The 12666-nt window shown below is 65.7% G+C and carries 14 protein-coding genes; 7 read left to right on the plus strand and 7 right to left on the minus strand.

All coding sequences use genetic code 11. The features are described 5' to 3' along the window. The first annotated feature begins 93 nt into the window (after nucleotides 1–93). Complete coding sequence (locus tag ACIQLF_RS16245; RefSeq protein WP_400300564.1) at nucleotides 94–1275, plus strand: hypothetical protein; 1182 nt, start codon at nucleotides 94–96, stop codon at nucleotides 1273–1275. Nucleotides 1276–1385: 110 nt separating this feature from the next. Here the strand turns inward: ACIQLF_RS16245 and ACIQLF_RS16250 are convergent, their stop codons facing one another. The 6 genes from ACIQLF_RS16250 to ACIQLF_RS16275 all read right to left on the minus strand — a co-directional run bounded on the left by ACIQLF_RS16250 (nucleotide 1386) and on the right by ACIQLF_RS16275 (nucleotide 8527). Then, a complete protein-coding gene (locus ACIQLF_RS16250; RefSeq protein WP_400300761.1) occupies nucleotides 1386–2453 on the minus strand; it encodes a hypothetical protein in 1068 nt (355 codons plus the stop codon). Nucleotides 2454–2468: 15 nt separating this feature from the next. Further along, nucleotides 2469–2861 carry a chorismate mutase gene (locus ACIQLF_RS16255; protein ID WP_400300566.1) on the minus strand — a complete coding sequence of 131 codons (393 nt, stop codon included), beginning with the start codon at nucleotides 2859–2861 and terminating at the stop codon, nucleotides 2469–2471. 145 nt (nucleotides 2862–3006) lie between these two features. Next, entirely contained in the window at nucleotides 3007–4689 is a 1683-nt protein-coding gene (locus ACIQLF_RS16260) for a dipeptide ABC transporter ATP-binding protein (RefSeq protein ID WP_400300569.1), read from the minus strand. Beyond that, nucleotides 4686–5660, minus strand: coding sequence for an ABC transporter permease (locus ACIQLF_RS16265; RefSeq protein ID WP_400300571.1), 975 nt, complete (start codon nucleotides 5658–5660; stop codon nucleotides 4686–4688). Before ACIQLF_RS16265 ends, ACIQLF_RS16260 begins: the two co-directional genes overlap by 4 nt. 3 nt (nucleotides 5661–5663) lie before the next feature. Next, a complete protein-coding gene (locus tag ACIQLF_RS16270; RefSeq protein ID WP_400300763.1) occupies nucleotides 5664–6749 on the minus strand; it encodes an ABC transporter permease in 1086 nt (361 codons plus the stop codon). A gap of 140 nt (nucleotides 6750–6889) precedes the next feature. Further along, nucleotides 6890–8527: an ABC transporter substrate-binding protein gene (locus ACIQLF_RS16275; RefSeq protein WP_400300574.1), complete on the minus strand. Its 1638-nt coding sequence runs from the start codon at nucleotides 8525–8527 to the stop codon at nucleotides 6890–6892. A gap of 215 nt (nucleotides 8528–8742) precedes the next feature. Between ACIQLF_RS16275 and ACIQLF_RS16280 the strand changes: the two genes are divergently transcribed. The 5 genes from ACIQLF_RS16280 to ACIQLF_RS16300 all read left to right on the plus strand — a co-directional run bounded on the left by ACIQLF_RS16280 (nucleotide 8743) and on the right by ACIQLF_RS16300 (nucleotide 11985). Further along, nucleotides 8743–9108, plus strand: coding sequence for a hypothetical protein (locus ACIQLF_RS16280; protein ID WP_400300577.1), 366 nt, complete (start codon nucleotides 8743–8745; stop codon nucleotides 9106–9108). 237 nt (nucleotides 9109–9345) lie between these two features. Beyond that, the gene (locus ACIQLF_RS16285; RefSeq protein ID WP_400300580.1) at nucleotides 9346–9846 is read left to right on the plus strand and encodes a hypothetical protein; all 501 of its coding nucleotides are present in this window, start codon (nucleotides 9346–9348) and stop codon (nucleotides 9844–9846) included. A gap of 123 nt (nucleotides 9847–9969) precedes the next feature. Further along, on the plus strand, nucleotides 9970–10275 hold the full coding sequence (locus ACIQLF_RS16290; RefSeq protein ID WP_400300583.1) for a DUF6966 domain-containing protein: 306 nt from the start codon (nucleotides 9970–9972) through the stop codon (nucleotides 10273–10275). 161 nt (nucleotides 10276–10436) lie between these two features. Continuing rightward, nucleotides 10437–11123, plus strand: a complete 687-nt coding sequence (locus ACIQLF_RS16295; RefSeq protein ID WP_400300586.1) for a hypothetical protein — start codon at nucleotides 10437–10439, stop codon at nucleotides 11121–11123. An 85-nt stretch (nucleotides 11124–11208) separates the two neighbouring features. Then, nucleotides 11209–11985, plus strand: coding sequence for a tetratricopeptide repeat protein (locus ACIQLF_RS16300; RefSeq protein ID WP_400300589.1), 777 nt, complete (start codon nucleotides 11209–11211; stop codon nucleotides 11983–11985). Between the two features lie 46 nt (nucleotides 11986–12031). Here ACIQLF_RS16300 and ACIQLF_RS16305 read toward each other — a convergent pair whose 3' ends face one another. Then, the gene (locus ACIQLF_RS16305) at nucleotides 12032–12445 is read right to left on the minus strand and encodes an ester cyclase (RefSeq protein WP_400300592.1); all 414 of its coding nucleotides are present in this window, start codon (nucleotides 12443–12445) and stop codon (nucleotides 12032–12034) included. On the opposite strand from ACIQLF_RS16305, the gene ACIQLF_RS16310 reads away from it, so the two are divergent. Then, nucleotides 12444–12632 carry a hypothetical protein gene (locus tag ACIQLF_RS16310; protein ID WP_400300595.1) on the plus strand — a complete coding sequence of 63 codons (189 nt, stop codon included), beginning with the start codon at nucleotides 12444–12446 and terminating at the stop codon, nucleotides 12630–12632. The genes ACIQLF_RS16305 and ACIQLF_RS16310 overlap by 2 nt on opposite strands. Nucleotides 12633–12666: the final 34 nt, after the last annotated feature.

A 12666-nucleotide genomic window follows, 5' to 3' on the forward strand; every position in this document is an offset into this window, starting at 1 on the left:
ACCAGCGCCTACGCTGGAGTGGACACCTCGAACGGGCGCGGGAGGGGTGTGCCGGCCCTCCACACCACGCAGCAAGGACAAAAGGTCGATTCGATGTCGCAGGATCCCGCAGCTTCCCCCGACGAACCCGGAGGCCGGCAACCCGGCTGGGGACCGCCTCCCCCGGGCTGGGGAGCAACCCCGCCTCCGAACCCCGGACAGTCCCCCTACCCCGGTCCCGGCCTTACTCCGCCGGGCCACGGGTACCCGCAGTTCCCGCCGCCCCCGCGCCCGGCCAAGCCCGGGGTGGTCGAGTTGCGCCCGCTGATGCTTTCCGACCTGCTTGAGGGGACCTTTGCCGTGTTCCGCCGCTCCCCGATGCCGACGCTTGTCAACGCAGCGGTGGTCAACGCGGTCGTGGGCATCCTGGCACTGGTCTTCCTGGGTTGGCTGTTTGCGCCGGCCATGGGACTGGAGGATGCGCTGCTGGGCGTGTCGGCGGAATCCGACGACCTCGGGGAGCTGGAGAGCGCCTTCCGGGCCGCCTTCCCCTACCCGTGGTACCTGTACGGCGCCGCGGCGGTCCTGGCGATGCTGGTCCAGTTGGTCGCCTCCGCCCTGGTGTCCGGGCCGGCAACCGTTGCCGCGATGCGCGCAACGCTTGACCGCCCCACGTCCTGGCGCGAGGGCTACGCACTGGCACGGCCCGCCATCCCGAAGCTGGTGGGCTACCAGTTGCTGCTGGCGCTGGCCTCGCTGTTGCCCTGGCTGTTGCTGGCGGGACTGGGTTTCCTGCTGGCGCCGGCCTGGGGAATCGCGGTGCTGGCTCCGCTGCTGCTGCTGGGACTCGCCGCGGCCCTGGCCCTGATCTGGGTCAGTGTGCGGCTGGCGCTGGTTCCGGTGCAGCTGGTCTCCCAGTCCCTCACGATCCGCGACGCGGTGGCCAGCTCCTGGCGCCTGACCCGCGGATCGTGGTGGCGCATCTTCGGCATCATGCTGCTGGTTGCCGTGGTGGTTTCGGTGCTCGGCAGCATTGCCTCGTCGATCCCGGGCGTGGTCGCATCCGTTCCCGGGAGCACCGGCGGCGCGTGGCTCCTCATGGTGCTCACCATGATCGTCAACGTGCTGGTCTCCGCGGCGACCATGCTGATCCTGCAGGTGCTGGTCACCCTGCTTCAGGTGGACCTGCGCATCCGCCACGAGCGGCTGGACCAGGCGCTGCTCGTCGAGTTGAACGACCCCGCGGCCCACGCCATCCCCGGCCACGACGCGGCGGATCTTTCCCGGGCTCGATAGGTTCGCGGGACGGCAAGCACAAACGGCAAAGCCAAGTACAGCCACACACGGAAGGTCCCTGCCATGCGGCAGGGACCTTCCGTGTTTTGTCTTCGCCGCGTGGCGTTCGCTCAGGCGTCGACGCGGACCTGGTTCAGCGCGTCGGCGTAGGCGGAAAGTCGCGAGAGCACGGCCGTCGCCTGCTCCGGCGTGACGACATCCAGCCCCTCCGTGGGGGTCAGCACCAGGGCATCGAGCAGTGCGTCGGAAAGTCCCAGCTGGTTCCAGGGGCGGCGGATGGCGGCCACGGCCTCCACGACGCCCGGCGAGGTCCCGTCCGGGGAAAGGCAGCCCAGCCAGAGCCTGCGCCCCGCTTCCACGGCCCCGGCCAGCAGTTCCCAGCCGGGCACCGTCAGGTCGGAGGCGTTGACGCCCAGCCCGTCGACGCCCGCGTCGATCGCCGTCGAGGCGACCCGGTTCCAGGTCTCGGGTTCGCCGCCGCCGCCCAGGATCACCTGGTGCGCCCCGGCGTCCTTGAGCGCGCCGGTGAGCTCGGTCCACCAGGAGCGGACCTCGGCCACGGGCACCGAACGCAGGGTGCGGTAGCCGCTGGCGGTGGGCAGCGTGCCGTTGAGCACCGCGCCCGCGTCGGGCTCGTCGATGTAGACGGTGATGAGTTCGCGGCCCGTGCCGGAGGCGACATCGCGCAGGTGGCGGGCAGCTCCCAGAGCCAGGGACTGGGCCAGGTCGCGGCGCGCCCCGAAGTCGCTGAGCGCGCGTTCTCCCTGGTGCAGGTAGAGGTTTGCCGCCAGCGTCGCGGGACCCGGCAGCTGGATCTTCAGTTCGTGTCCGGCAGATTCCTCGGCTCCGATGACGTCGCCCAGCACGTTCAGGTCCGCGCGCAGGGCCGAGGCCGCGCGCTTGGCGTCGATGCCCGGGGCCTGCGAGAGACGCCAGCCGTGCGGCTGCAAATCGACGCTGAGTTCCTCCAGGAACATCGCGCCGCGGCCGATGGAGTCGGAACCGACCCCGCGGCCCGGGAGCTGGTGCAGGTGCGGCAGGTTGGGCTCGCCGAGTTCGCCGCGGATGATGCGCTGGCTTTCGAGCGGGTCGATGCCGGGCATCGGGCCGTGCCCGCTGGCCTGGACCTGCCGGGAAACCGCCCCGGTGTCCTCGGCCTGAATGTTGGAGGGGTTCATCTGCAAGGCCCGGATCTAGTTTTCGTTCTCGGCGTGCGAGGCGGAGATCGTCTGGTGGTGCTGGATGACCTCGGAAATGATGAAGTTCATGAACTTCTCGGCGAACTCCGGGTCGAGGTGTGCTTCCTGGGCGAGCCGGCGCAGGCGTTCGATCTGCGCCTTTTCGCGTCCCGGGTCGCTGGCCGGCAGCTGGTGCACGGCCTTGAGGTGCCCCACGCGCTGGGTGGCCTTGAAGCGTTCGGCCAGCAGGTACACCAGCTGGGCGTCGAAGTTGTCGATGCTTCCGCGGATCGAGAGGAGTTCGTCCATGACCTCGTCGCGAACCGTCCCGGAAAGGGAGCTGGTCTTCGGGTCGTAGTCGACCTGCCGGTCGTTGTCCGCGGCCTGCGGGTTGATCTGTGAGCTCATGTTTCCCAGTCTATGGTTCGCGCCGGGCGTGCACCCAACCGTGACGCGCCCGGCCGCCGCGCCGGAACCGGAAACCGGGCCTTAAACGGAAACGGGATGCGCCGGTGTCAACCAACGCATCCCGTTCCGTGCCGTGCGGGCCCGTCTAGCTTGCCTTCAGGAACGCGATCCGGCGCGCTTCCTGCTCAACGGGGTCCGGGACCGGCAGCGAGGCGATCAGGCGCTTGGTGTAGGGGTGCTCCGGGCTGCCCATGACGCGTGACCCGATGCCCTCCTCCACCAGCTTGCCGCGGTACAGCACGCCCACCCAGGTGGAGAGCATGTCCACCACGGCCAGGTCGTGGGAGATGAACAGGGCCGCGAAGCCCAGTTCCTGCTGCAGCTCCTTGAACAGCCCCAGCACCTTGGCCTGCACCGAGACATCCAGCGCGCTGGTCGGCTCGTCGGCGATCAGCAGCTTCGGGTCAAGCGCCAGGGCCCGGGCCAGCGAGGCGCGCTGGCGCTGCCCGCCGGAGAGCTCGTGCGGGAAGCGGTCCGCGAAGTGCCGGGGCAGCTGGACCGCCTCGAGCAGTTCGTCGACCCGCTTCCGGGCGTCGATGGCCGAGATCTTCCGGTGCACCAGCAGCGGCTCGGCCACGCACTCGCCAATGCTCAGTTGCGGGTTGAAGCTGGCAGCGGGGTCCTGGAACACGAACCCGATGTCCTGGCGCAGCTTCTTGAAGCTCTTCTCCTTGAAGCCGAGCATCTCGTGCCCCAGCACCTTCAGCGATCCGCCGCTGACCCGGTTCAGCCCGGCGATGGCCCGGCCGATCGTGGTCTTGCCGGAACCCGACTCCCCCACCAGGCCGTAGACCTCGCCGGCGCAGATGCGCAGCGACACGTCGTCCACGGCGGTGAAGGCAGGGGTGCCCATGCGGCCCGGGTAGGTGATGTTCAGGTTGGTCGCCTCGACCAGCACCGGCTTGCCCTGCCCCGCGCGTTCGGTCATGCCTTCAGACGCCGAGTGGCGGCCCAGGTGCGGCACCGCGGCCAGCAGCGCCTTGGTGTAGTCCTCGCGCGGGTTGGCAAAGAGCTCCAGCGACGGGGCCGTTTCCACGACCTTGCCCTGGTACATCACCACCACGCGGTCGGCCAGGTCCGCGACGACGCCCATGTTGTGGGTGATCAGCACGATGCCCGTGTTGAACTCGTCGCGCACCTCGCGCAGCAGCTCGAGGATCTCGGCCTGCACCGTCACGTCCAGCGCAGTGGTCGGCTCGTCGGCGACGATCAGCGCCGGGTTCAGCGCGAGCGCCGCGGCGATGATGACGCGCTGCTTCTGGCCGCCGGAGAACTGGTGCGGGTAGTAGTTGACCCGCTTTTCCGGTTCCGGGATGCCGACCTTGCGCAGCACCTCGATGGCGCGGGCCTTGGCCTCCTTCTTGGAGACCTTGCCGTGGGCGCGGATGCCCTCGATGATCTGCCAGCCCACGGTGTACACGGGGTTCAGCGCGGTGGAGGGTTCCTGGAACACCATTGCCACATCGTTGCCGCGCACCGCGCGGAGCTCGCTGCCGGACAGCGTCAGCATGTTGTTGCCACGCAGCACCACGGCCCCGTGGGCCGTGGCGGTCTCGGCCAGCAGTCCCAGCACGGTGCGTGCCGTCACGGACTTGCCGGAACCGGATTCGCCGACGACGGCGACCACCTCGCCGGCGGCGACCTGGAAGCTGACGCCCTGCACGGCCGCTACTTCGCCGGCATCGGTGGCGAAGTCGACCTCGAGGTCCTCGATGCTCAGCACCGTTCCGTCGGCCGTGGCCTCCTTGGGTTTTGCGATCTGGCTCATGCTTGGACCTTTCCGCTGCCGCGCTTTTTCTTGCGGCGCATCCGCAGTCGCGGATCCGCCAGGTCGTTCATGGATTCGCCCACCAGTGTCAGGCCCAGCACGGTGAGCACGATGGCAAGGCCCGGGAAGACGCCGGTCCACCAGATGCCGCTGGTGGCATCGGACAGCGCGCGGTTCAGGTCATAGCCCCATTCGGCGGCCTTGGTCGGTTCGATGCCGAAGCCCAGGAAGCCCAGGCCCGCGAGCGTCAGCAGCGCCTCGGAGGCGTTGAGCGTGAAGATCAGCGGCAGCGTGCGGGTGGCGTTGCGGAAGACGTGCTTGAACATGATGCGCCAGCTGGACGCGCCGACCACCTTGGCCGATTCGACGAACGGCTCGGCCTTCAGGCGGACGGTCTCGGCGCGGATCACCCGGAAGTATTGCGGGATGAAGACCACGGTGATGGAGATCGCCGCGGCCAGGACGCCGCTCCAGAGGCCCGATTGCCCCTGCGAAATCACGATCGACATGACGATGGCCAGCAGCAGCGACGGGAAGGCGTAGATGGCGTCGGCCAGCACGACCAGCACGCGGTCCAGCCAGCCGCCGATGTAGCCGGAGACCAGGCCCAGGAACACGCCGGCGAAGATGGAGAAGACCACGGCGACGACGATGACCAGCGCGGCCGTCTGCGCACCCCAGAGGGTGCGGGAGAAGACGTCGAAGCCGCCCACGGTGGTGCCCCAGAGGAAGCGTCCGCCCGGCGGCGCCTGGGTCGGGAAGTTGCCCTGGGCGTCGGAGATCTGCGCGAACCCGAAGGGCGCGATCAGCGGCGCCAGCAGGGCGGTGATCAGGAAGGCCGCGGTGAGGACCAGTCCCGCAACCAGCATGCCGCGCTGCAGACCTGCACTCATGCGCAGGTGTGAGACGATCGGCAGGCGGGAGAACAGCGAACGCTTGCGCGGACGCAACGGTGCAATGGTGGTGCTCATGGGCTAGAACCTCACTCGCGGGTCGATGAGCGCGGCGATGATGTCCACGATGAAGTTGGTGAATGCCACGATGACGGCCAGCAGCACCACGATGCCCTGCACCGCCACGAAGTCGCGCGCGGTGAGGTACTGGGCCAACTGGAAGCCCAGGCCCTTCCACTCGAACGTGGACTCGGTGAGCACGGCACCTCCCAGAATGAGGGCGATCTGCAGGCCCATCACGGTGATGATGGGGATCAGCGCCGGACGGTAGGCGTGCTTGGTGAGCAGCCGGTACTCGGAGACGCCGCGCGAGCGGCCGGCCTCCACGTAGTCGCGGCCCAGGGTTCCGATCACGTTGGTGCGCACCAGGCGCAGGAACACGCCGGCGGTGAGCAAACCCAGTGCGACGGCCGGAAGGATCGCGTGCTGGATGACGTCGGAGGCGGCTTCCATGTTGCCCGAGCGCAGGGCGTCGAGCAGGTAGATGCCCGTCGGGTTTTCCAGGGAGGTCAACTGCAACTCGGCGTTGACCCCTGCACGTCCGGCGATCGGCAGCCAGCCCAGCCAGACACCGAAGACGAGTTTGAACAGCAGGCCCGCAAAGAAGATGGGTGTGGCGTAGCAAAGGATCGCGAAGACGCGCAGCACCGCATCGGGCCAGCGGTCACGCATCTTGGCGGCGACCAGGCCAAAGGGGATGCCGATCAGCAGCGCGATGACCAGCGCGTTGAATGCCAGTTCCAGCGTTGCGGCACCGTAGGTGGTAAGCACCTCGGTGACGGCGCGGTTGTCGGAGATGGTGCGTCCGAAGTTGCCGGTGAAGATCTGGCCCAGGTACTCGAAGTACTGCACGATCACCGGGCGGTCATAGCCGGCCGCATGGATGCGCTCGGCCAGCTGGTCGGGGGTGAGCCGGCCACCCAGGGCCGCGGTGATCGGGTCGCCCGTGACGCGCATCAGGAAGAACACAAGGGTCACGAGGATGAAGATGGTGGGGAAAATCAGCAGGAAACGGGTGACGAGGTAGCGTGCAAAGCTGCCTCCTGCCTTCGTTGCCGCCGTGCCCACCGACGGGGGTGCCGCCGGTGCATCGGCGAGGTCGTTCATGATTGCCATTGACAATGCGTCCTAGCTTGAAAGGGGTTACATGTCCGCGGTCCAGTCCGCGGGGAACCCGGGCCCCCTCCCCGCGTGGGGGAAGGGGGCCCGGGTGGTGTTGCCCGCGACGTTGCGCTGCGGGTAATTGGTTACTTGGCGAGTACGCCCAAGCGGAACTTGAACGAGGCGTCCAAGGTCTTCTCGACGCCGGTCACGTCGGCACCGGCAACGGCAACCTGGGCGCCCTGAAGCAGCGGCAGGGTGGAGAGGTCGCCGGCGACCTTGGTCTGGATCTCCTCGAGCATGGCCGTGCGCTTTGCCGGATCGGTTTCCACGCGCTGGTCGTTGATCAGCTTGTCCACCGCCGGGTTGTCGTACTTATTGCCCAGGAAGTTGTCCTTGGCGAAGAACGGGGTCAGGAAGTTGTCCGCATCCGAGTAGTCGGGGAACCAGCCAAGCTGGTACGCCGGGTAGTCGGTGACGCGTGATTTCTGGTAGGTGACCCACTCGGTGGACTGCAGGTCGACCTTGAACAGGCCTCCTGTTTCCAGCTGCGCCTTGATCTTTGCGTACTCGTCGCCCGAGTTCGGGCCGTAGTGGTCCGGGTTGTACTGCAGCTTCAGGTCGACCGGGGTGGTCACGCCCGCGGCTTCGAGCACGGCCTTGGCCTTGTCAAGCGACGGGCCGCCGTCCTGGCCGTAGAGGTCCTTCAACGGTTCGATGGCGCCGGTGAAGCCCTGCGGCACGTAGGAGTAGACCGGCAGGTAGGTGCCCTTGTAGACATCGTTGGCGATCGCTTCACGGTCAACGAGGTTTGCGGCAGCCTGGCGCACTGCCAGCGACTTCGCCGGGTCGGCGTCGGAGGTCTTGGCGCCGAACGGCATGATGTCGAAGTTGAAGACGATGTAACGCAATTCGCCACCCGGGCCCTTGTGGACCTTGACCTTGGATTCCTTGCTCAGGGAATCGACATCGGTCGGCGAGAGCGAGCGCCAGGCAACGTCGATGTTGCCCTGCTGCACATCGAGCTTCAGGTTGTTCGAGTCGGCGTAGTACTTGATGTTGGCTGCGGTGTTGGCCGGAGCGCCAAGCATGCCCTTGTATCCGTCGAAGGCCTTGAAGGAAACGAGCGAGTTCTTGGCGTAGCTCTCGATGGTGTATTGGCCTGCGAAGGCCTTGGCGGCGACGATCTCGTCGTCACTCACGATCTTGTCGGCGGGGAAGACCTCGTCGTCAACGATCGGGCCGACGGGGCTGGTGAGGATCTGCGGCCATGTCTGGTCGTTGCCGCTCTTGAGCTTGAAGACCACGGTGGTCGCATCCGGCGTCTCGATGCTTTCCAGGTTGCCCAGCAACGACGACGGCCCGCTGGGGTCGGCGATCTTGACCTGGCGGTCGAAGGAGTTCTTGACATCCTTGGAGTCGAGAACGTGGCCGTTGGCCCACTTCAGGTCGGCCTTCAGCTTGACCGTGTATTCGGTGGGGCTGGTGAACTCTGCCGATTCGGCAATGTCGTTCTTCGGTTCGGCCGAACCCGGCATCGAGTTGAGCAGGAACGGGTAGATCTGGTTCATGACCATGAACGAACCGTTGTCGTAGGAGCCAGCGGGGTCCAGCAACGTTACCTTGTCGGTGGTTCCCATGGTGATCGGGGCGCTGGGCGCACCCGTCGCTCCGCCGCCCGTTGCATTCGGGGTAGCAGCCGGACCTGTGCAGGCCGTGAGGGCCAGCGCGGAAATGCCAACTACGGCAGCCGCTACACGCAAACCGTTGATCTTGCGGGTCATGAGCAATCCTTATCTATTGCGAGTGCATGGATTGTGGGATAAACCACAACCCGTACAGCCTAAGTGATTTGCGTCACTAGATGTCAACAAAACCCGGCGCGCCCCACATTGAATCTGAAACGTGATCTTCACGAAACGATTTCCAGGTGTCCCAAACATGACGGTGCTCACCAAGCGCACCCCGCACGGTGGGTTGTGGCCTACGCTTGAAAGCGATGATGACACGTAGAGACGCCGCGATTGCCCTGGAAATTTCCATGGAGATGGCCAAGCGACATAACATTCCCGCCCGATTGAGCGAGGCCGAGTTCGCCGAGATCAACACCAATCCCCCGGGTTGGCTGATCCAGTCGCGTGCCAACAAGCAGGGCAAGCGCCCTGTGTGGGTCCACCTGACCTGCGCGGTCTGCGGCTTCAGCGAGGCCGAACGGCCCAAGAAGTGGTGGCCGGAATTCGATTTCGTGCACTGCTCCGTCCACGGCCCCGCGCAGTTGCCGTCCCTCGAAGCAGGCAAGACCCGCTTGGAGTACCCGGACATCTCGACCCACATGTACGGCATCGTGGACGAAACGAAGGCATAGCCGCTCGGTCTAGAACCACAAGGTCCCGTTTTCCTTCCGCTTGGTGCGGAAGGAAAACGGGACCTTTGCGTATTGGCCGGAGGGCTCGCTGCGCTCGGCGTGATTGTGGCGTCCACCTCTCTCCGGGCGTCCGATAAAAGTGCGCAACGTCCGGCCCGGTAGCATCGAAGTTGCGAATCATCGCACCCACGGGAGAGCGTCCAACGACCATCCCCCAACCCAGATCCAAGGAACCCGATGCAGTTGAACAAAAAAGCACTCAAAGTCGACGGGTTCACCGGATTCCGGCCCATCGCCACACTTGAGATCAACCGGATTCCGCAGCATCAGGGGATCTTCGCCGTGTTGCGGCCCGACGTGTTTGAGCCGCGGTTCCTCGCCAAAAGCACCGCCGGGGTTTTCAAGAAGAAGAACCCGTCCCTGTCGCCGGCCGAGCTCGCCGCCGAATGGGTCGAGGACGCGGATGTCCTGTTCATCGGCAAGGCCAGCCCCGGCAGCAAGGGCAACCGCGGGCTCCGACGCCAGATCCAGGAATTCGTGGACTTCGGAAAGGGAAAGCCGCCGGGGCACTGGGACGGCCGCCTGATCTGGCAGCTGGCGGATGCCGGGAACCTTCTCGTGGCGTGGAAGGAGTTGCCTGCGGAGGAGCTCAACGCGGCCCAGGCGAACTACCACGAGCAGTTCCGCCAATTCCACGGCAGGTTGCCCTTCGCCAATCTTGTCCAGGCCCGCTCCTAGGATTCCTCTGTCCATAGGGGAATCCGGATCACCACGAAATGCAGGGCTGCACTGGCCCGGCAGGTGCTGGCGGTGCTGCCCCACGGGGCATTTCAACTCGGCGCGGCCCGCAAAATAGGCCCAATGAAGAATGAGCGATGGAGCGTTGACGCTGTCCGGGATGAAATTGTCTCCGCGATTGCAGAGGTCCGCTTCGTTGCGCGATCGGAGCACGACGAGCATCGAGCCCACGCCGCCGACTGGCTCGAGGAGCAGTTCATCGACGCGAAGGACGGGCATGCACTTCGTGAGGCCTCCGCAAAAGCTTTCACCTTGTACGGCGGGATGGGGTCCTTCTCCGACGTCGGAACGGCCTCATCGGCTCACGCGGTCGATCGGCTGGCCGCTGCCCTGAGGCATGGGCGTTCATGGTTCCCGCGCACCCCGTGACGTGGCGCCGCGCCCTTTTAGTTGATCTGCACGTCGACTGACGCAGCAATGCTTCCGCGGTCGGAACATCGGTCGCCACGATGCAACTCGGAGCGGTGAGTGCCGGCAATCCTTTCCGATGTATAGGCACATGCTCACGCGTCTTGGTACACAATCGGGGTATGAGATTTGAAGGGATCCTTCCCGAAGACGCGCCCGACCCACGCATCAAGCAGGCTCGGCTCCTGAAACTCATGCCCATCCCCGTGATGGGGCTCGTGCCGCAGCCCTCGTTGGAAGAGATGGATACCGTTGGTTTTCAATCCGGCGAAGACGATCGCGGATACAGCGAAATGACAGCGAGTCTCAGCTACACACTCTGGCGCAACCCGAATGACCATTCCGACCCCATAAACCTCGCAGACCTCGACGAGCAACAGAGAAGTGCCGTCGAGTCTGTTCCTCCATGGCCGAGGCCCGCGTGGCTGGTCGAGCATGTCGGGCGGCTGCGGTACCCGCTGCTCTGGGAGGCCGTGCATACCAGCTGGCACCGTGACCCATCCGAGCGTACTTCGGTGGGCGGGCTGCTGGTCGACCACGTCAACTACATCCTCATGAACCAGTTCAGGCAGGAACGCGGGCTCAGCGGATACCCGTGGGACCAGCCCGCACCGGACGTGACCGTCCGGGCGGTGAATCGTCGGGTCAGTGTCGTGCTCGATGGAGTCGACGTGCCCGCCGCGGAGATCGACACGGATCCGTTCGTGTACGGCATCGGCGCGGAATTGGATGGCGGAGGGGTCGTGACCGCGGTGATTCCTCGCTCCGAGCTCGGGCACGTCCGAATCCAGTTTGCGACGCGGAGATAAAGACCGCTACCCGGGGCCGTGAGTTGGTCGCCGGCAGGCTGCGAAAGCACGAGCCCGGGTCAGTGACCAGAGGTGCCTCGGCACCATGTTCAGCACCCCGTATGGGACGGGTTCGCCGGAGTTTGGATTTGCCCGCACAGGCAACCGCCAGGGACATGCGCAGCGACGGCATAATGAGTGGATGACACTGAATGAGGAGCTTGACCGCATCTTCGCTGGTCGGGATCGGAACAACATGCAGCCGACGATCGATGCACTGGTGCCGATTCTGGATAGACACCCGACCAACGCTCGTGTGCTCTATGAACTAGGCGGAGCCTACGACACCGCGGGCATGGAACAAACCGCCGGGTCGTTCTATGAACAAGCTCTCCGGGCGGGCCTTTCAGGTGACCCGCTGCGCCGATGCTACCTGCAATATGGATCCACGCTGCGGAATCTCGGCGAGTTCGATCGCTCGGCGGAAGTCTTCGAACGTGCCCGGCAAGAGTTTCCGGACTCCCCTTCGCTGGCCGTGTTCCAGGCGATAACTTTCCATGCGGCCGGACTCTTCGGCGAGGCCGTCGCGTCGTTGCTGGAAGCGGTAGCCGACGGTGTCGACTCGCCGGACATGGAACGCTACAAACCTGCGATCCGCGGCAACGCCGCCTGCATTAGGTCGATGGTGACAGATTCTCCTTCGGTGGCGCAGAACGACGATCGATACGAAACGACGGGGCTAGCGCGACCGCGATCTTCACGGCCAGACGTCCTGGCAGAGGATCAGTCGTTCGTGGCCGCGCTTGCGGGCCGCCGGCCAACGGGCATCACCGGAGCGGGCGCAGGAGTTGGAATCCCCGCAGCTCCGGGCAATACCCCTTGACCATTTCGGAGGCACGCCGGTAGGTGCCGTCGCGTGTCAACCTTTCCTATTCGGGCAGGGCTCCGAGCTGCTGCATGATGCTCATCGAATCGGTGATTCCCCAGTGTTCAGCGACCTTGCCGTCCTCGGCCCGGATGATGTCGATCGACTCGATTTCGACCGTCCGGCCGGTTGCGGCCACTCCCATCAGTTCGCCTTGGTGCGTGCCGGTCAGCACCGTACGGACAGCTTCATGGTTCCCGTCGACCAGGGCCGGTTCCGAGGATTTCACGCTCAGGTCCGGAAATGCAGCCCTCATCATGTCGACGAAGAACCGCGCGCCTTCCTTGCCGGGCGGCTGTCCGGGAAGGCTCTCGTGATCGACGAATCCCTCTGCAATCAGCTCGTCGATGAGATCGTAGTTCCCGCCCGCCAGCACCTCCAGATAGAAGCGCTTGATCAGTCCAGTTCCGTCAGACATGGCCTACTCCTTTGTTGCCGTTCCGGCCCCCGCGCACAATGCTCCCACTCCGGGCAGGCAGTGGCAATGGTCCATCGGGACAGCCGGTGGAGTCCCGGCACCGGCACCGCTGCGCCACCCTCCGGGCACCACCGAACACCACGTCAACGGCTGCATCGGCGAGGCACGGCTGGTAGATGGTGGCTAAACCCCCATCAACGCGGAAGGCCCCGCGGCCTGGA

The organism is Paeniglutamicibacter sp. NPDC091659 (assembly GCF_044756805.1).
Taxonomy (GTDB): Bacteria; Actinomycetota; Actinomycetes; order Actinomycetales; family Micrococcaceae; genus Paeniglutamicibacter.